The sequence below is a fragment of the Variovorax sp. PAMC28562 genome (assembly GCF_014303735.1).
In the GTDB taxonomy this organism is placed as follows: domain Bacteria; phylum Pseudomonadota; class Gammaproteobacteria; order Burkholderiales; family Burkholderiaceae_C; genus Variovorax.
Genome location: NZ_CP060296.1, coordinates 2,741,912 through 2,759,666 on the forward strand (window position 1 = coordinate 2,741,912; position 17,755 = coordinate 2,759,666).

21 protein-coding genes are annotated in these 17,755 nt (G+C 64.3%); 11 read left to right on the forward strand and 10 right to left on the reverse strand.

Annotation, left to right across the window (positions count from 1 at the left end; all coding sequences use genetic code 11):
* Positions 1 to 91 precede the first annotated feature (91 nt).
* Positions 92 to 1,786, forward strand: a complete 1,695-nt coding sequence (locus H7F36_RS12950; RefSeq protein ID WP_187051202.1) for a long-chain fatty acid--CoA ligase — start codon at positions 92 to 94, stop codon at positions 1,784 to 1,786.
* A gap of 27 nt (positions 1,787 to 1,813) precedes the next feature.
* On the opposite strand, the gene H7F36_RS12955 is transcribed toward H7F36_RS12950, so the two are convergent.
* The gene (locus H7F36_RS12955) at positions 1,814 to 2,053 is read right to left on the reverse strand and encodes a hypothetical protein (RefSeq protein WP_187051203.1); all 240 of its coding nucleotides are present in this window, start codon (positions 2,051 to 2,053) and stop codon (positions 1,814 to 1,816) included.
* A gap of 58 nt (positions 2,054 to 2,111) precedes the next feature.
* On the reverse strand, positions 2,112 to 3,437 hold the full coding sequence (locus tag H7F36_RS12960) for an NAD(P)/FAD-dependent oxidoreductase (RefSeq protein WP_187051204.1): 1,326 nt from the start codon (positions 3,435 to 3,437) through the stop codon (positions 2,112 to 2,114).
* A gap of 173 nt (positions 3,438 to 3,610) precedes the next feature.
* Between H7F36_RS12960 and egtB the strand changes: the two genes are divergently transcribed.
* From egtB to H7F36_RS12985, 5 genes are read left to right on the forward strand one after another with little or no spacing between them, the layout of a single operon-like run.
* The gene (gene egtB, locus H7F36_RS12965; RefSeq protein WP_187051205.1) at positions 3,611 to 4,873 is read left to right on the forward strand and encodes an ergothioneine biosynthesis protein EgtB; all 1,263 of its coding nucleotides are present in this window, start codon (positions 3,611 to 3,613) and stop codon (positions 4,871 to 4,873) included.
* Positions 4,874 to 4,901: 28 nt separating this feature from the next.
* Positions 4,902 to 5,879 carry an L-histidine N(alpha)-methyltransferase gene (gene egtD, locus H7F36_RS12970; protein WP_187054968.1) on the forward strand — a complete coding sequence of 326 codons (978 nt, stop codon included), beginning with the start codon at positions 4,902 to 4,904 and terminating at the stop codon, positions 5,877 to 5,879.
* A 21-nt stretch (positions 5,880 to 5,900) separates the two neighbouring features.
* Entirely contained in the window at positions 5,901 to 6,182 is a 282-nt protein-coding gene (locus H7F36_RS12975; protein WP_187051206.1) for a DUF427 domain-containing protein, read from the forward strand.
* Positions 6,183 to 6,187: 5 nt separating this feature from the next.
* Positions 6,188 to 6,958 (forward strand): 2OG-Fe dioxygenase family protein, encoded by a 771-nt coding sequence (locus H7F36_RS12980; RefSeq protein WP_187051207.1) that lies wholly within the window; start codon positions 6,188 to 6,190, stop codon positions 6,956 to 6,958.
* A gap of 29 nt (positions 6,959 to 6,987) precedes the next feature.
* Positions 6,988 to 7,428: a universal stress protein gene (locus tag H7F36_RS12985; protein WP_187051208.1), complete on the forward strand. Its 441-nt coding sequence runs from the start codon at positions 6,988 to 6,990 to the stop codon at positions 7,426 to 7,428.
* A gap of 44 nt (positions 7,429 to 7,472) precedes the next feature.
* On the opposite strand, the gene H7F36_RS12990 is transcribed toward H7F36_RS12985, so the two are convergent.
* Entirely contained in the window at positions 7,473 to 8,153 is a 681-nt protein-coding gene (locus H7F36_RS12990; RefSeq protein WP_187051209.1) for an RluA family pseudouridine synthase, read from the reverse strand.
* Between the two features lie 193 nt (positions 8,154 to 8,346).
* Here H7F36_RS12990 and H7F36_RS12995 point away from each other — a divergent pair, with 193 nt between their 5' ends.
* On the forward strand, positions 8,347 to 9,564 hold the full coding sequence (locus H7F36_RS12995; protein ID WP_187051210.1) for an MFS transporter: 1,218 nt from the start codon (positions 8,347 to 8,349) through the stop codon (positions 9,562 to 9,564).
* A 13-nt stretch (positions 9,565 to 9,577) separates the two neighbouring features.
* Here H7F36_RS12995 and H7F36_RS13000 read toward each other — a convergent pair whose 3' ends face one another.
* The 3 genes from H7F36_RS13000 to H7F36_RS13010 are packed head-to-tail and all read right to left on the reverse strand — an operon-like array spanning position 9,578 to position 10,351.
* The gene (locus tag H7F36_RS13000; protein ID WP_187051211.1) at positions 9,578 to 9,868 is read right to left on the reverse strand and encodes a 2Fe-2S iron-sulfur cluster-binding protein; all 291 of its coding nucleotides are present in this window, start codon (positions 9,866 to 9,868) and stop codon (positions 9,578 to 9,580) included.
* A gap of 10 nt (positions 9,869 to 9,878) precedes the next feature.
* Positions 9,879 to 10,205, reverse strand: a complete 327-nt coding sequence (locus H7F36_RS13005) for a VF530 family DNA-binding protein (protein WP_187051212.1) — start codon at positions 10,203 to 10,205, stop codon at positions 9,879 to 9,881.
* A complete protein-coding gene (locus tag H7F36_RS13010; RefSeq protein WP_187051213.1) occupies positions 10,202 to 10,351 on the reverse strand; it encodes a hypothetical protein in 150 nt (49 codons plus the stop codon). Before H7F36_RS13010 ends, H7F36_RS13005 begins: the two co-directional genes overlap by 4 nt.
* A gap of 83 nt (positions 10,352 to 10,434) precedes the next feature.
* Here H7F36_RS13010 and H7F36_RS13015 point away from each other — a divergent pair, with 83 nt between their 5' ends.
* The 3 genes from H7F36_RS13015 to H7F36_RS13025 are packed head-to-tail and all read left to right on the forward strand — an operon-like array spanning position 10,435 to position 12,538.
* Entirely contained in the window at positions 10,435 to 10,965 is a 531-nt protein-coding gene (locus H7F36_RS13015) for a GNAT family N-acetyltransferase (protein ID WP_187051214.1), read from the forward strand.
* Complete coding sequence (locus H7F36_RS13020; RefSeq protein ID WP_187051215.1) at positions 10,965 to 11,627, forward strand: PepSY-associated TM helix domain-containing protein; 663 nt, start codon at positions 10,965 to 10,967, stop codon at positions 11,625 to 11,627. Before H7F36_RS13015 ends, H7F36_RS13020 begins: the two co-directional genes overlap by 1 nt.
* Positions 11,628 to 11,635: 8 nt before the next feature.
* The gene (locus tag H7F36_RS13025; RefSeq protein ID WP_187051216.1) at positions 11,636 to 12,538 is read left to right on the forward strand and encodes a DUF808 domain-containing protein; all 903 of its coding nucleotides are present in this window, start codon (positions 11,636 to 11,638) and stop codon (positions 12,536 to 12,538) included.
* Positions 12,539 to 12,547: 9 nt separating this feature from the next.
* Here the strand turns inward: H7F36_RS13025 and H7F36_RS13030 are convergent, their stop codons facing one another.
* From H7F36_RS13030 to H7F36_RS13040, 3 genes are read right to left on the reverse strand one after another with little or no spacing between them, the layout of a single operon-like run.
* Entirely contained in the window at positions 12,548 to 13,876 is a 1,329-nt protein-coding gene (locus H7F36_RS13030; protein ID WP_187051217.1) for an MFS transporter, read from the reverse strand.
* Positions 13,877 to 13,916: 40 nt separating this feature from the next.
* Positions 13,917 to 14,138, reverse strand: a complete 222-nt coding sequence (locus H7F36_RS13035; RefSeq protein WP_187051218.1) for a hypothetical protein — start codon at positions 14,136 to 14,138, stop codon at positions 13,917 to 13,919.
* Positions 14,138 to 15,340 carry a YncE family protein gene (locus H7F36_RS13040; RefSeq protein ID WP_187051219.1) on the reverse strand — a complete coding sequence of 401 codons (1,203 nt, stop codon included), beginning with the start codon at positions 15,338 to 15,340 and terminating at the stop codon, positions 14,138 to 14,140. Before H7F36_RS13040 ends, H7F36_RS13035 begins: the two co-directional genes overlap by 1 nt.
* An 84-nt stretch (positions 15,341 to 15,424) precedes the next feature.
* Here H7F36_RS13040 and H7F36_RS13045 point away from each other — a divergent pair, with 84 nt between their 5' ends.
* Positions 15,425 to 15,871: a hypothetical protein gene (locus H7F36_RS13045; protein ID WP_187051220.1), complete on the forward strand. Its 447-nt coding sequence runs from the start codon at positions 15,425 to 15,427 to the stop codon at positions 15,869 to 15,871.
* Positions 15,872 to 15,885: 14 nt separating this feature from the next.
* Here the strand turns inward: H7F36_RS13045 and H7F36_RS13050 are convergent, their stop codons facing one another.
* The gene (locus tag H7F36_RS13050; protein WP_187051221.1) at positions 15,886 to 17,748 is read right to left on the reverse strand and encodes a TRAP transporter large permease subunit; all 1,863 of its coding nucleotides are present in this window, start codon (positions 17,746 to 17,748) and stop codon (positions 15,886 to 15,888) included.
* Between the last annotated feature and the right edge of the window lie 7 nt (positions 17,749 to 17,755).

The following is a 17,755-nucleotide window of genomic DNA, read 5'->3' on the forward strand; positions in this document are numbered from 1 at the left end:
CATCCCCGATGCGGCGAATCCACCCGCGGGCGTAGGCTGCCGGCTTCCCGGGCCTGACCTGAACCGACTTAATTTTTCGACTGAGAAACACATGGATCGCCCGCACTACAAATTCTGGCCGCAGCGCCTGCCTCATTCGATCACCGTGCCCGCGACCTCGCTGTGGCACAACCTTGCGACCTCCGCCGCGCGGTTCCCGGACAAGGCGGCACTGGTGTTTTTTGGCAGCGTGATCACGTACCGCGAGTTCGCGGCGCAGGTCGATCGGCTCGCTGGAACGCTGCACGCGCTGGGTGTGAGGCGCGGCGACCGCGTGGTGCTGGACATGCAGAACTGCCCGCAGCTGGTGATCTCGCACTTCGCGATCCTCCGAGCCAATGCGGTGGTGGTGCCGGTCAACCCGATGAACCGTGCCGAGGAGCTCAAGCACTACATCACCGACCCCGATGCCAAGGTCGCGATCACCACCGGCGACCTGGCACCGGAGTTGGCCAAGGCCAGCAACGCGCTGGACGCGAAGGACCGCCTGGCGCACATGATCGTCACGCAGTTCACCGACACCTTCGATGCCGAAGTCAGCGGCGACGAGGCGCCTGCACCCGCTTGGCGCGACTGGCTGCTTACCCGCCATCCGCTGCCCGAACTCGCCAACGGAAAGACCATGACGTGGACCGACGCGTTGAGCGCCGGCCATGCACCGCCGGAGCATGTAGTCGGCGCCAACGACATGGCATTGCTGCCCTACACCAGCGGCACCACAGGCTTGCCCAAGGGGTGCATCCACAACCACTCGAGCCTGAATCACAACGCCTTCGCCGGCCAGTTGTGGGGTCTGGGTTCGGCAGAGGCGATCGTCCTGGCCGTGGTGCCGATGTTCCACATCACCGGCACGGTCAGCATGATGCACACGTCGATCCTGTTCGGCGGCACGCTGGTCATCATGCCGCGCTGGGATCGTGAAGTGGCGGGGCGGCTCATCTCGCGCTGGAAGGTCTCGAGCTGGACCAACATCCCGACGATGGTGATCGACCTGATGGCCAGCCCGAATTTCGCAAGCTACGACCTCACCAGCCTGACCTACATCGGTGGCGGCGGCGCGGCGATGCCGCAGGCGGTGGCGCAGCGGCTGCTGGAGCAGTTCGGCCTGAAGTACCAGGAAGGCTATGGCCTGACAGAGACAGCCGCGCCGTCACACGCCAATCCGTTCGAGCATCCCAAGCAGCAGTGTCTCGGCATCCCGTACATGAGCACCGATTCGCGCGTGATCGACCCCGACACGCTCAAGGAGTTGGGCGTGGGCGAGTCGGGCGAAATCATCACGCACGGGCCCGAGGTGTTCCAGGGTTACTGGAAGCGGCCGGATGCCACGGCGGCGGCGTTCATCGAGTTCGAGGGCAAGCGCTTCTTTCGCACTGGCGACATGGGCCGTGTCGACGAAGACGGCTACTTCTTCATGACCGACAGATTGAAGCGAATGATCAACGCGAGCGGCTTCAAGGTGTGGCCAGCCGAGGTCGAGTTGCTGATGTTCCGCAACCCCGCGATCCAGGAGGCGTGCGTCATTTCGATGAAGGACGACTACCGCGGCGAATCGGTCAAGGCGATGGTGGTGCTGCGCGCTACGCACAAGGACACGACCGAGCAGCAGATCATCGACTGGTGCCGCGAGAACATGGCGGTCTACAAGATCCCGCGCAAGGTGCAGTTCGTCGATGCGCTGCCCAAGAGCGGCAGCGGCAAGGTGATGTGGCGGTTGCTGCAGGAAGCCGAGTCGAAAGTCGATTGAGGGTGGGCAAGTGGCTGCAGCGCAGCGTCAGGGTTTGCGCCCGCCCGGCGGCACGAACTTTCTCAACATCGTCTGGCCCAGCGGCGTGATCGCTGTGACCGTGGCGATGGGTTGCACGTAACCATCGAGCGTGCGGACCGGCGCCGGAATGGTCGCCTTGATATGCCCCGCCATCACCAGAATGCGTACGGCATCGACGTTGCGGCCGCCTTCGATGTTGCAGGGCAGAGTGGCGGCGGCGAGCCGGTGAAGGAGCGTGATGGGCATGCTTTGATGAATTGTCTGAATGCCGGAGAGGCGTGATGTCGAAATATCTTGGTGGCTATCAAGATTCGTTTTTCGAGCTGAGGTCAGCCACCACCCGTGCATGGCGCTGAAAGCTCCAGTAAGCACTGGCCCAATCCATCAGCACGACGATGCGGTTGCGAAACCCGATCAAAAAATACGCGTGCGCAAAGAGCCAGAAAAGCCATGCAAGCCGGCCGCTGAAGCGCAACGGGCCCAGCGGTGTTTCAAGGTCGACCACGGCCGAGTTGCGGCCGATCGTCGCGAGGTTGCCGTAGTCCCGATAGCGGAACGGGACGGTCGACTCGCCCGCGATGCGATGCATCACGTTGGCAGCGGCTGCGCGACCCATCTGCTTGGCGCCAGGTGAGACGCCGGGCACTGGCTTGGGCGGCTTCCCCGGCGCATAGCTCATCGCAGCGGCCAAGTCGCCAACCACGCTGATCTCCGGATGGCCGGCCAGGCTCAGATCGGGCTCGACCTTGACGCGGCCCGCGCGATCGCATTCCACGCCCGTCGCAGCGCCCAGCAAGCGCCCGAGCGGTGACGCCGCCACGCCAGCGGCCCAAATGACGCAACTGCTGTCTATGCGGTAGTGGCCAACCGCCGCATCGACCTCCAGTCCGCTTGCATCGATCGCCGTCACCGTGGCGTTGAGCCGTACTTCGACGCCGAGTTTTTCAAGTTGTACCTGAGCCTTCGCGCTGAGGCTTTCGTGCATTGCCTGCAGCACGCGCGGGCCGCCTTCGACCAATAGCACCTGCGCGCTGCATGGATCGATGCGCCGGAATTCACCCGCGAGCGTGTGCCGCGCGATCTCGGCCAGCGTGCCGGCCATCTCCACTCCGGTCGGCCCGGCACCGATCACCACAAAGGTGAGCAACCGGCGGCGATGGCCCGCATCGGTCGTCGTTTCTGCCGCCTCGAACGACATCAACACGCGGCGACGGATGTCGAAGGCGTCTGCCAGCGTCTTCAGACCGGGTGCGATGGGCTTCCACTCGTCATGGCCGAAATAGCTGTGCGTGGCGCCCGCAGCGACGATCAAATGGTCGTAGCCGATGCGAATCCCATCGGCCAATTCGATTTCCCGTGCCTCGGGCCGCAGGCGGGTGACTTGGCCGAGCAAGGTCGTCACGTTGGGTCGATTGCGGAACAAGAGCCGCACCGGCGCAGCGATCGAGGGCGCCGCCAGCCCGGCCGTCGCTACCTGATAAAGCAGCGGCTGAAACAAATGGTGATTGGTCTTCTCGATGACGATGATGTCGACGGCGGCATGTTCGAGCGTCCGCGTCGCTTCAAGACCTCCAAAACCACAGCCGATTACGACGATGCGTGGGCGGGTTGCAGGAGAGAGCGTGCTCATTCACGGGATGATACGCAGCCGCCGTGCACGTACCAACGCCCTGTGCCAGAGTTGCGACCCGACCCGAAAACAAGTGCGGCAACACCGGTGAGACTGGCCCGTGCGTGCTTGTCCTACGCGGCGGGACATCGACCTTCGGATACAACCACTCCAGCTATTTCAACGGAGACCTCATGAGCTTTTCACGCCCTATGGTGCAGCCGGCAGATGCGCTGCGACTGCGCTATGGTGAGGTCAGGGCGCACAGCGTCGTGCTTGCAGAGCCACTCTCCCGAGAAGACCAGTGCATCCAGTCGATGCCTGATGCCAGCCCGACCAAGTGGCACCTCGCCCACACCACATGGTTCTTCGAGACGGTGCTGCTTCAAATGCATGCGACCGGATACCAGCCGTTCGACACGCGCTTTCACTTCTTGTTCAATTCGTATTACGAGGCGCTGGGGCCGCGCCATCCACGTCCGCAGCGCGGCTTGTTGACGCGCCCGTCGGTGGATGAGGTGCAGGCATATCGGCAGCATGTCGACGCCGCCGTGGTGTCGCTCCTCGAGAGTGCCGACAGTGCGTTGTGGGAAACGATCGAACCAATCGTCGTGCTCGGGCTGCATCACGAGCAGCAGCACCAGGAGTTGCTCGTCACGGACATCCTGCATGCGTTGTCTTGCAACCCCTTGCTGCCAGCGTACCGTCCGGCCAATGGCCCGGCGCTGCGACTCGCTGCAGTAGCGGCGCCCGCACGGTGGCTGCGCCATGCAGGTGGCGTGGTCGACGTCGGGTTTCGAGCAGGTGATGAGATGGGGGGGTTCGCCTTCGACAACGAGACGCCGCGGCATTCGGTATTGCTGCGTCCGTTCGAGATAGCCGATCGCTTGGTGACTTGCGGCGACTACGCGCAATTCATTGCCGATGGCGGTTACCAGCGGCCTGACCTCTGGCTGTCGGATGGTTGGGCGGCGGTCAAGGCGAACGAATTGCGGGCGCCTGCGTATTGGCTGTCGCCGGACGATCCACGGATCGCGCAACATGGTGCGAGCACCGCCGGTTGGCAGGTGTTCGGACTGAACGGTGTGCGGCCGATGGAGCCGGAAGCACCGGTGTCGCAATTGAGCTTTTATGAAGCGTCCGCCTATGCGGAATGGGCCGGTGCGCGATTGCCGACCGAATTCGAATGGGAGGCTGCGATCGACACCCCCGGCATGGCCCAAGCCACTGGCCACGTCTGGCAATGGACGCGCTCTTCTTACGACCCGTATCCCGGCTTTCGCCCGCTGCCTGGCATCGCCGCCGAATACAACGGCAAGTTCATGGTCGGGCAATTGATATTGCGTGGTGGCAGTGTGGCGACCCCGCAGGGCCATACCCGTCCGAGTTATCGCAACTTTTTTCCGCCGGCAGCCCGCTGGCAATTTACCGGCGTGCGCTTGGCGCGCGACATCTGAAATGAGAAATCCAGTCGTCAATCTCGACATGCCGCGCGCCCGTGCTCGGACCACCACCACGGTCGAGCCGTCCGAGTTCGCCCGCGACCTGATGGCGGGACTCGCGCGCACGCCGCGCAACGTGCCGCCCAAGTATTTCTACGATGCGGCGGGTTCGGCCTTGTTCGACGGCATTTGCGAACTGCCCGAGTACTACCCGACGCGCACCGAGCTGCGCATCCTTGCCGAGCGTGCGCCGGAGATTGCAGCGCAGATCGGGCCTCGCGCCGAGCTCGTGGAATTCGGCGCCGGTTCGCTCACTAAAGTGCGCTTGCTGTTCGACGCATTCAAGGCCGAAGACGCACCGCGGCGTTACCTGCCGATCGATATCTCGGGCGAACATCTGGAGGGGGCAGCCGAGCGGCTGCGTGCCGACTATCCGGAGTTGGTCGTGCAGCCGATCGTCGCCGACTACACGATGCCGCTGGTGTTGCCGGCGACAGGCGCCGGTGTCGGTCAGCGCGTGGGCTTTTTCCCCGGCTCGACCATTGGCAACTTTCATCCCGAAGAAGCGCTGTCGTTCATGCAACTCGCAGCGCGTTTGTTGCGCGGCGGCGGCATGCTGGTCGGCGTCGATCTGGTCAAAGAGCCTTCACGGCTGCACGCGGCATACAACGATGCGCAGGGCGTGACTGCGGCCTTCAATTTAAATCTGCTGCTTCGAGCCAATCGCGAACTGGGTGCCGACTTCGACCTCGATGCGTTCGGTCACTATGCGTTCTACAACCCGCTGCTGCAGCGCATCGAAATGCATCTTGTGAGCCGGCGCGCGCAGACCGTGAGCATCGGCGGCGAGCGCTTCGAATTCTTCGAAGGCGAGAGCATCCATACCGAGAATTCGCACAAGTTCACTGTCGAAGGCTTCCGTGCGCTGGCTGTGCGCGCAGGCTTTCGACCCGGCCCGGTGTGGACCGACGAGGCGCGCCTGTTCAGCGTCCACTGGCTCCACGCGCCGGCTGCACAATAGACGCTCTCCTGGAGATATGAAATGAAAGCAACCTGGAACGGCGCCACCATCGCCGAAAGCGACGACACCGTGGTTGTCGAAGGCAACCACTACTTTCCGTTGAGTTCGCTCAACCGCGAACACGTGACCTTCAGCAACCACAAGACAACCTGTCCCTGGAAGGGCATGGCGAGCTATTACTCATTGCTGGTCAAGGGTGAAATGAACGCCGACGCTGCTTGGTACTACCCCGACCCCAAGCCCGCGGCAGATGAAATCAAGGACCGGGTTGCCTTCTGGAAGGGCGTCAAGGTCGCCGCGTGAGCTCGATGGCCGATTCGCCATCCGCTTATTCATCCACTTCGCCACCGTTTTCACCACCTTTCAACTCGCCGGCTGAAACGCCATCGCTGCTGCGGGAACAGGGTTATGCCTTGCTCAGCCCGAGTGGCGTCGCCGAGTGGCTCGGCGAGCCGCTGGCACAGCTCGAGGCTCTCCACGAAGACTGGAGCGGCTTGCCGCCCGACGAATACCTGAAAGACGGCGGCCGCTATCGGCAACGCCGCCATGCGTGCTTCACCGTCGATGCCGATGCGGTCGATCAGGTGCCGCATCGTGCCCACTGGCAGCCGGTCGAATACAACGCGTTGCACGGCGGCATGCGGCGGTGGTTCAAGCCGATGCTCGCCGGCACGATCGCGCAGCCTGTGTGGACGCACCTGATGCGCGGTCTCGCGCGACTGGCCAGCGGGCTCCGGGGTGATCAACGCTGGTCCCTCGAGGCGCACCAGTTCCGCATCGACACGGCCGGCGGCATCGGCCGTCCGACGCCCGAGGGCGCGCACCGCGACGGCGTCGATCTGGTAGCGGTCGCATTTGTCGGGCGGCACAATGTCAAGGGTGGCGAGACGCGCGTGTTCGAAGCGAACGGTCGCCGAGGCGAACGTTTTACGATGACCGAGCCGTGGAGTCTCTTGTTGCTCGACGATGCCCGCGTGATCCACGAGTCGACGCCGATCCAGCCGATCGACGAGACGGCACCGGGCTTTCGGGATACGCTCGTGGTCACGTGTCGCGCCCACGGTTTTCAGGGCGACTGAACGTCGTCGCAAGACAAAAAGAGGTCCGCATGTTCAATCACATCCTGGTTCCCATCGACGGCTCCGAAACGTCGATGCACGCGGTCAGCAAAGCGAGCGGGCTCGCGCTGGCTTTTGGCAGCCGCATCACGTTGATCCACGTGATCGACAACTATCCGTTCATCGGTATCGGCGCCGACTACGCGCTTGGCCAGAACGAATATCTCGCTGCCGCCACGAGCAGTGCCAATGCGGCGCTGGCACGCGGCGTGGCATCGCTGGCGGCTGAAGGGCTGCACAGCGATCAGCGCGTGATCGACGGGCACGTGGTGCACGAAGGCATCGTCGACACTGCCAACGGCATCGGCGCCGACCTGATCGTCATGGGCTCGCATGGGCGTGCGGGCATCGAGAAGTTGCTGCTCGGCAGCGTGACACAACGCGTGCTGCAGGACGCGCCGATGCCGGTGCTGGTCGTCAAGGGCGAATAGAGCGGATCTTTTTGGTTGGAGGCGTTTGCCTTTCTCGGCGTCGCTCAGGGTGTTCGACCCGAGCCGGTGCGCGCATCGAATGGCGCGACGCTCTCGAAACGTATTGTTTGCCGCGTCACCGGATGTACCAACGCCAGCACCGTCGAGTGCAGCATCAGCCGCGTTCCGAGTTGCCTGACCGCTTCGCTCGCATAGAGCGCATCGCCGATGATTGCGTGCCCGACCGACGCGAGATGCACGCGCAGCTGGTGAGTGCGACCCGTCAGCGGCTCCAGCAAAACATGGGTCGCCATTCGCTCTTGCGCGCGCTGAAGCGTCATCGGGCCGAGCGCCCTCCAGCGCGTCACGCTCGGCTTTCCTGCCGCATCGATCTTCTGCGATGGCCGACGCGGCCAGTCGGCCATCAGTGGCGCGTCGATGGTGGCCCACTCTGCTGAGATGGGCAACACACCGTCGACGATCGCTTCGTAGCGCTTGTGCACTTCGCGCCTCGCGAATGCATCGCCAAGCGCCCGCTGCATATCGATGCCGCGTGCCATCACGACCAGTCCACTCGTCGACATGTCGAGCCGGTGCACGACGAGCGCATCCGGCCAGCGTTGCTGTGCTCGTGCGCTCAGGCAGTCCTGCTTGTCTTCGCCACGGCCGGGTACGCAGAGGAGCCCGGCGGGCTTGTCGAATACCAGCAGGTGCGCGTCTTCGTGAATCAGGTGGAGGTCGGTCATTGGGCGCGGCGTATCGACGAGTGTAGAAGCCCACCCGCATGCCCACCCGCCCGCCTCACGCCAGCCTCAATCGCCTCGGCTATCCTCGGCGGTCATGCCCGGTCCCGCTTCCGCCTCTGCTTCCGCCCCTGCCCAAGGCTTGGCAGCGACTTCTCCTCCCAGTTTTTCCGATCTCACGCGCCAGCGCCCGTTCATGCGCATGTGGGTCGCGCGACTTTTCGGTACGGCGGCGTCGCAGATGCTGCTGGTCGCCATCGGCTGGCACATGTACGACCTCACCGCCAGCGCCTGGGACTTGGGCCTGGTCGGGCTCTATCAATTCGTGCCGGCGCTGGTACTGGCGCTCTACGCGGGCCACGTGGTCGACCGACATCACCGCGGGCGCATCGTGGCGGCATGCTTCGCCGTGCAGGGGCTGGTGGCGCTGGCGCTGTTGACGGCGCATCAGTCGCATCACGATTCACGTGGGTTGTTGTTGGGCCTGTCGCTGGTGCTCGGCGGCGTGCGCGCGTTCCAGATGCCGGCACAGCAGGCGCTCACGCCGCTTTTGGTGCCGCCGACGATGCTGTCGCGTGCGATGGCCTTCAGCTCGGCCGGCATGCAGGGCGCGATCATCGGCGGGCCTGCGCTTGGCGGTCTGCTGTTCATCCTCGGCGTCGGCGCTGTCTACGGCGCCAGCGTGCTTTGCTTCGTCGTCGGCTGCTTGCTGGTCGTGCGGCTGCGCTATGCCTACACGCCGGCGCCGCGCGAACCGACGACGGTTGCCACGGTCCTGGCGGGCGTCGACTTCATCTGGAAACGCAAGACCGTGCTCGGTGCCGTGTCGCTCGACCTGTTCGCGGTGCTGCTGGGCGGTGCCGTGGCACTGCTGCCCATCTACGCGCGCGACATCCTGCACACCGGCCCGTGGGGCCTCGGGCTGCTGCGCGGCGCGCCGGCGGTGGGTGCGCTGGTGATGTCGATCATGCTCACGCGCCGGCCGATCGAGCGGCACGTGGGGCGCACGCTGCTGCTGGTGGTCGGGCTCTTCGGCATCTGCATGATCGTGTTCGGCATCTCGAAGAGTTTCGTCGTGTCGTTGATCGCGCTGGCCGTTTCGGGCGGCGCCGACATGGTCAATGTCGTGATTCGCCAGACGCTGGTCCAACTCGATACGCCAGATGCCATGCGCGGCCGCGTGAGCGCGGTCAATTCGATCTTTATCGGCGCCAGTAATCAGCTGGGCGAGTTCGAGTCGGGGGCGACTGCTGCCCTGCTCGGGCCGGTCGGTTCGGTGGTGGCGGGCGGCGTCGGCACGGTGCTCGTGGCGCTGACGTGGTTCCGGTTGTTCCCGTCGCTGGCGCAGCGCGACCGCATCGCGTCGACAAACGCCTCGCCGGCCGTGCCGGAAGAAGTCGAGCCGAAGAGCTGAACAGGGCAGTGACTCAGCGAGGCGAAACGGCCAGCATCGCGAACGGCACGTCGAGGCTGACGTCGCTCAGCGGCTCCGCCACGCAGGGCAAGATCCAGCCCTCGGCTTTTTCTTCGACACTGACGCCAGGCCATTCGATCCGGTAGCGCACCCGGCCCGCCAGCAGTTTGCAGATGCAGGTCCGGCAGGTGCCGTTGCGGCATGAGCTCGGCAACTCGATGCCGGCCGCGTCGGCCGACTGAAGCAGCGTCGACTCGCCATCGGCCTCGAAGCCGAACCCGGCCGGCTCGATGCGCACCTTCATCTAGGAAGCCTCAGCCGGGCGGCCGGGCGCGCTCTTGCTCGAGCTTTTGCTCGCGCTTCTGGTCGCGCAACATGAAGAGATAGAGGCTTTCGACCTTGTCGCGCGCCCACGGTGTCTTGCGCAGAAATTTGAGACTCGACCCGACGCTCGGGTCGACGGTGAAGCAACGCACTGGAACCTGCTGCCCCAAGCTTTCCCAGCCGTAGTAGTCGGCCAGCGCGGTCACGATGGCCTCGAGCGTCAACCCGTGCAGCGGGTTGTGCGGCTGCGCTGACTTCTTGACGGGCACCGCCGCTTCCGCAGGCAGCGACTCCGGTGGTGCCGCCTCGTCGGTCACTTGTTCTTGAGCTTGCCGCGCGGAATCACCGCGGTGGTGACGGTTGCGCGCACGGGTTCGCCGCCTACAGCCGGTGGCTTGGGAGGCGAGGTGTCCTTCTTCGGTTTCTTGGTTTCCTTGCTGCTGCGCTGCTGACTTTTAGCCATCTGACTCTCCTGGTAATGCGGATGCGACTGGGAGTTTAGCGGCGCGGCGACAATAGCGGGTCTACCAGTCACTGCCCCGATCCATGTCCGATTACGAAGTTCGTCCCGCCGTCATGGCCGATGCCAAAGCCATCGCCGAAGTCCATGCCCTGTCCGCCAAGGCCGCCTACGAAGGCATCCTGCCGGAAGACCAGTTGCGCGCCCTGGCGCCCACCACACGCGAAGCCAAGTGGCGCGAAGCCATCGAGTTCAGCGAGCCGCAAGTGCAGGTCGCGGTGAGCACCACCGACGATGGCGAAGAAATCGTCGGCTTCGTCGGCTACGACCGCTCGCGCGACGCCAAGACGCCTTCGACCACCGGTGAGATCTGGTCGATCTACGTCAAGCCCGGCCATTGGGACGAAGGCGTTGGCGTCATGCTGTGGGATGCGGCCCGCGACGGCCTGGAAGAAGAGGGCTGCACGGTCGTCACGATATGGGTGCCGGTCCGCAACGAACGTGCAATGCGCTTCCACGAACTCGCCGGCTTCAAGCGCGAGATGAAAACGCTCCAGACCACCGCGCTCGGCGCGGTCAAGATCGAAGAAATTCGGTTGAAGCGCGCCGTCGTCTGATGGCCGCCACCGCCGCTGCTGCAGACCACCAGCGCCGGGCCGACATCGTTCGCTGGATTTGTCGAACGCATGGCTGGTTCGGCCTGTGGGGTGCCGTGCTGGGCCTGTTGATGGGGTTCAGCGGCATCTTCCTGAATCACCGCAACGTGCTGAAGCTGCCGCAGGCCCAGGAGCGCTCGCGTGCGCAACTGGCGCTTCCCGATCCGGTACCCGACACGCCCGAGGCAATGAGCGCCTGGCTCGTGACCGCGCTGCGCACCGACGGGCCGCCCAGCTCCAGCCGCATCGAGGGCGCTCGCCCGGTGCCTTGGGCAGACAAGAGCGACAAGTCGGCACCCGCGCTGACTCAGCCCGCGCACTGGGTCTTCAATTTTGGCGGCCCGAACGAGACCATTCAGGCCGACTATTGGCAGGGCAATCGGTCGATCGGCATCAACACCACGCGCAATGGCATCGTCGCGACGTTGACCAGCATGCACAAGGGCAGCGGCATGCCGATCGCATGGATTCTGCTGATCGACACGCTGGCTGGCAGCCTGATCTTTTTGTCGATTTCCGGCGTCACGCTGTGGGTTCTGACCACGCGCCGACGGGCTCTCGGACTGACCATCTTCGGCGCGTCGCTGGCAGCGGTGGCCGGCATTGCATTGAGCAGCTTTTAAGGCGCGCCATGGCCACCAGTCTTTTCCTGCTGATCGACGACATCGCCTCGGTGCTCGACGACGTTTCGCTACTGACAAAAGTCGCCGCCAAAAAAACGGCTGGCGTGTTGGGCGATGACCTTGCGCTCAATGCGCAGCAGGTGTCCGGCGTGAAGGCCGATCGCGAATTGCCGGTGGTGTGGGCCGTGTGCAAGGGCTCGTTGATCAACAAGGCGATCCTGGTGCCGGCGGCATTGGCGATCGGCACCTGGTTGCCATGGCTGGTCACGCCGCTGCTGATGGTGGGCGGGGCGTTCCTGTGCTTCGAGGGCTGCGAAAAGCTCGCGCACAAGTTCCTGCACAAGGATGAACACGCTGCCGACACATCGCGCCACGAGAAGGCCGTCGCGGACACGTCCGTCGATGTCGTGGCGGTGGAGAAAGACAAGATCAAGGGCGCCGTTCGCACCGATTTCATCCTGTCTGCAGAAATCATCGCGATCACTCTCGGCACGGTGCAGGGTCAGCCTTTCGTCACGCAGTTGACGGTGCTCGTGGGCATCGCGCTGATCATGACCATCGGCGTGTACGGCCTGGTCGCCGGCATCGTCAAGCTCGACGATGCGGGGCTTTACCTGACGCAGCGCCCGGGTTCCGGTGCGCAGGCCCTGGGACGCGGCATTCTGGTCGCAGCGCCGTGGCTCATGAAGGCTTTGTCCGTCGCAGGCACCGTCGCGATGTTTTTGGTCGGCGGCGGCATTTTGGTGCACGGCGTACCGGCGTTCGGCCATGCGGTCGAGGCCTGGGCTGCCACTGCGGGGGTGCTGGGCACGATCGGCTCGATGCTGGTGAACGCCGGCATCGGCCTCATTGCTGGCGCCATCGTGCTGGCGGGCGCCGAACTCTTCAAGCGGGTTCGACGCAAGGGTTGAAAGCCCGGGCTATTTCCTTTCGACCTCGCGCGCGGACACGCCAAACCACACCAGCAAACCACCGAGCAGCATTGCGCCGGCCAGCATGTACATGCCGTTGTCGGTGCTCTTCGTCATGTCCTTGATCCAGCCGATCATGTAAGGGCTGACGAAGCCCGCCAGGTTGCCGAAGGAGTTGATGAGCGCGATACCCGCTGCTGCCGCCGTGCCGCCGAGCAGGGCGGTGGGCAAGCTCCAGAACAGTGGCAGCGTCGCCAGGATGCCGGCCGTGGCCAGCGTCAGCGATGCCATGGCAAGCACGGTGTTCGACGCCAACTGCACGCTCAGGATGAAGCCGATGCAGCCCAGGAACGCCGGCACGATGATGTGCCAGCGGCGCTCGCCGGTGCGGTCTGACCGACGTCCGACCAGCACCATGCAAACAGCGCCGGCAATCCATGGGATGGCCGTCAGCAAACCGATGTCGAGCGCACTTTTCACGCCCATCGCCTTGATGATGCTGGGCAGCCAGAAGCTGACGCCGTAGAGGCCCATCACGAACGAAAAGTAGATCAGTGCCATGAGCCAGATCTTCGGGTTCTTCAACCCTTCGGCGGCCGACGTGGCGACCTTGCCGATGTTGTCGGCTGCGACGTTGCGCGCCAGCATGGCCTTTTCACCAGCGTCGAGCCATTTGCTCTTCTCGATCGAGTCGTCGAGATAGAAGATGACCCAGATGCCGATCAGCACCGACGGGATGCCTTCAAGCAAGAAGAGCCACTGCCAGGCCGCAAGGCCGCTCACGCCGCCCATGGTCTGCAGGATCCAGCCAGAGAGCGGGCTGCCGATGACGCCCGCGACGGCCACTGCCGTCATGAACATCGAGATGATCTGGCCGCGCCGCGCTGCCGGGTACCAGTAGGTGAGATAAAGAATGATGCCCGGGAAGAAGCCTGCTTCCGATACGCCCAGCAAAAAGCGCGCGATGTAGAACTGCGTCGGCGTCTGCACGAACATCATCGCGGACGAAATGACGCCCCACGAAATCATGATGCGTGCGATCCACATGCGGGCACCGACGCGATGCAGGATGAGATTGCTCGGTATCTCGAAGATGAAATAGCCGATGAAGAAGATGCCGGCGCCGAGGCCGTAGACCGTCTCGCTGAACTGCAGGTCGGCCAGCATGCCGAGCTTGGCAAAGCCGACATTCACCCGGTCGAGATACGCCGCTACGTAGCAAAGAAAAAGAAACGGGACGAGCCGGACCGTGACCTTGCGGTACGTGGATTCTTCGCTCGCCGAAGCGAGCCCCGCAGGCTGCGCCGGTTGCTTCGATATTGGGAGGGTTTTTTCCATCGGATGTCTCCTGTTGGACTGATTTTTGGAGAACGGGAGCTTACTTGCGATGTCGGCTGCGCGATATCAGGTCAACCACGATGAGTGTCGCGCCCAGCACAACCGCGAACCAGCCGACCACCGAAGCGCCGGCCACGGTATTCATGAGATTCGACGGCGGCAAAAAGCGCGGCGCCAGCAGCACCGCAGCCCCGATCAGCACGCACAAAATGCCGCGCTCGACCATCCGCGGCGCGCGCTCCGGGGCCTTGTTTCGTGCCATCAGTTGGTCTTGCTCCTCATCGCGGCCGGATGGCCCTGCAGCGCGAACGACTTGCCCGTCGGTACCAGCGTGTCGCCGTCCATGCGCAAGATGCTGATGTCCTGATCGATGAAGTTGCCGACGTAGAGGTATTTGCCGTCGGCGCTCCACACGGCCGCCTCGGGCAGGCCGCGTACTTCGACCTCGTTGCCGCGCGTCACCTTCTTGCCGTCGATCTTGAGCAGCACGACCGAGCCGTTGCGGTTGTAGAAATATGCGCTCTTCGATGCATTGCTGCCGCGCAGGATCACCGCCACCGCGTGCCGGCCGGTCGGGCTGATGGCAAGCCCCTCGGGGCCATCGCCGACCACCACCTTGTCGATCACGCGCGGCGGCTGGGCTTCCATGTCGATCACGCTCACCGTGTCTATCTGGCCGTCGGACGCGCCGGAGTTGCCGTTGTCCGCAGTGAGTGCGATCTTGCCGTCAGGCGTCACGTCGACGTTGTACGGCCACAGACCGGCCGCGAGGTCGACCTTGTTGTAGCTGACCTTTTCACCCTCGACATCGAGCAACGCGATCTTGTGGCTTGGAAACTTGGCCGCCAGCGCGCGCCGGCCATCGGGCGTGAAGCGCACGTGCGCGACCGAATCGCCCATCGCGACGGTGTCGATCAGCGTCACCTGCTTGCCCGCGATGCGCAGCACGCTCACCGAGCTGTCGGCGCGGTTGGCGACCAGTGCGAGCGTGCCGGCGCGATTGATCGTCAGCCCCGAAGGCTGCTTGCCGATGGCGAGCGTGTCGATGAGCTTGGGCGGGTTCGTCGTCAGGTCGATGACGAAGAGGCGGTTGTCGGGTACCTGCTTCTTGACGCCGTTCTCTTCCACCACGTTGACGGAGTTGGCGATGAGCGCCAGCGTCTCGGTCGGGTTGATCGCCAGGTTGGTGGGCGGGCCGACCACGGTGTTGTCGAGTTGCAGCGAGACCAGCGACCTGGGTGCCAGCGGGTCGGTGCCGATGTCTAGCACCTGCACGGTGTCGCGGCCCGGTGCACCGAGCATTGCGACACCGGCATCGTTCCACGACTGCTTTTCGTCGTTGGCGACGAGCATGAGTTGTCGCTGCGGCGTGGTGGTGGACATGCCGGTACAGCCAGCCAGCGTCGCGAGTGCGGCCATGGTGGCGAGCGCAGCGGCCGCGCGGACCCGGGTGAGAGATGTCATGGTTTGTCTCCAATGTTTTTCGTTGATCCGGCGTCGAGCGCCGGTTGCGCATGGTAGCGAGTGCTCGTAGCAAAATCCGTCGTCATGCGAATCAAATCATCGACCGTCCGCCTTGTGTTCCCGCGGCTGCTGTCCGCCTCGGCGCTCTGGCTCGCCGCTTCGGTTGCGCCGCTCGCCTGGGCGCAGCCGTTGCCTCCGTCGAGTTCTGCGGCGTCAGCCGAATTTCCACGCGCAGCCATGGGCTTTTTGAACGAAGAGCTGCCCAAGATGGAAGGCGCCGTGTCTGAGCGCGACCGCGACTATTTCGAAGACGCGATGGGTCGCATGCTCGACTTCTCGCAGCAGTGGGGCTTCAAGTCGACGGACAACCCGGCGCTCACTCGCTATGCGACATGTACCGAAGCGGTGTCGGACTTCCTGGTGGTCGGGCTGTGCCGGCTCATTCCGAACGGCGACGTGTGCGAACCGCGGCTTGCGCCGCGCTTCGATAGCAATCTGAAGCGCTGCCGGGAACTCGCATCCGGTGGCTGAACGCTACAGAAAGCTCAGAGGAAGCCGATCGAAATCCACGGCACCGCGGCGATGACGATCAGCGCCACCAGCAGCGCCGCAAGGTGCGGCCACACACGGTTGAAGGCCTTGTCGGGTGCCACGCGCCCGATGGCGCAGGCTGCATAGAAGCCGACGCCGAAAGGCGGCGCGAAGAGCCCCAGGCCCATCGCGAACACCACGACCATCGCGTAGTGCACTTCGTTCACGCCGAGCGCACGCGCCGCCGGAAACAGCAGCGGCCCGAACAGCACGATGGCCGGAATTCCTTCGAGCACGCTGCCCAGAATGACGAAGGCTACGACCGACGCCGCCATGAAGCCGGCCTTGCCGCCCGGCATGCTTTGCATGGCCTCGACCAGCTGGTGTGAAAAGCCCGATTGCGTCAGCGCCCAGGCCATCGCGGTCGCGCAGCCGATGATGAGCAGGATCGCGCCGGACAGCGAAGCCGTTTCCACCAGCATCGGATAGACGCGCCGCCAGTCGAACTGGCGGTAGATCAGCAGTCCGGCGAGCAGCGTGTAGACGACGCCGACGGTCGACACCTCGGTGGCCGTGGCGACGCCTTCGACCACCACCGTACGGATCACGAAAGGCAATGCGAGGGCCGGGAGCGCGATCAGCAGTGCACGGCCGATCTGGCGCCTGCTGGCGCGCTGCACGCCGCGCATGTCCTCGCCACGCGTCTGCCACGCGACCACCACGCAAAGGGCCAGCATGCCGACCAGCGCAGGCAACAGGCCGCCCGTGAACAGCGCGGCAATCGAAACGCCAGTCACCGACCCGATGGTGATGAGCACGAGACTCGGCGGTATGGTCTCCGACATGGCGCCCGAGGCCGAGAGCAGCGCGATGAGGTCGCCGTCCTTGCTGCCTCTCTTCTTCATTTCTGGGAAGAGGGCCGGTGCGACCGCCGCCATGTCGGCCGCCTTGGAGCCGGAGATGCCCGAAACCAAATACATCGCGCCGAGCAACACGTATTGCAGTCCGCCGCGAACATGCCCGAGCAGCGACGACAAAAATTCAATCATCGCGCGCGCCAGTCCGGTCATTTCGATCAGCGCGCCGAGAAAGACGAACAGTGGCACGGAGAGAAGAATGAGCGACGACATTCCCTCGTCGATGCGCCCGGCGACGATCGACATCGGCGTGTTGGTCGCCAGCGCCAGATAGCTCACCGTGCCCGCGCCAAAGGCGAACGCGATCGGCGTTCCCATGACCACGGCTGCGCCGACGCCGATCACGAAAAAGATCACGAGGTTCAGGTTGCCCAGTTGCCTGAACAGCGGCTTTGCGAGCCACAGCACCAGCGCGACCACAAGCGTGGTGCCGACCACCAGCGCGACCTGCCGCCATGTGCATTTTTCGATCAGCTTGATGATCGCGATCAGCAGCATCAGCACAGCGCCGCAGGCAATGGCCGCGACGCGCATGCCGTCCGGGATTTCGAGCGCTGGCGTGACCACCGGCCACTGCTGTTCCATGTGCTCGAGCGCAGCCGGCAGGAACATGACGAGAAAGACGATGACCAGCATCAATGCCAGCGACTCTACCCACGGTCGAACCGCGGGGGACATGCGCCCGACAAAAGTGCTGAGGCGCATGTGCTCGCCGCGCCGCAGTGCTATCACCGCACCCAGCATTGCCAGCCACAGGAACAGGATCGACGCCAGTTCGTCCGACCAGGTGAGCGGCTGGTTGAACACATAGCGCGATATCACGCCAGCCAGCAGGATGATCACTTCGAGCACGACCAGCGCGGCCGCCGGAATCTCCGTCAGGAGCGCGAGCCACCGGTCCAGCCGAGGAAAGCGGCGCAGCGCGACCGGGGCCGCGCCTGCCTCGTCTTCAAGGTGCATGGAACGA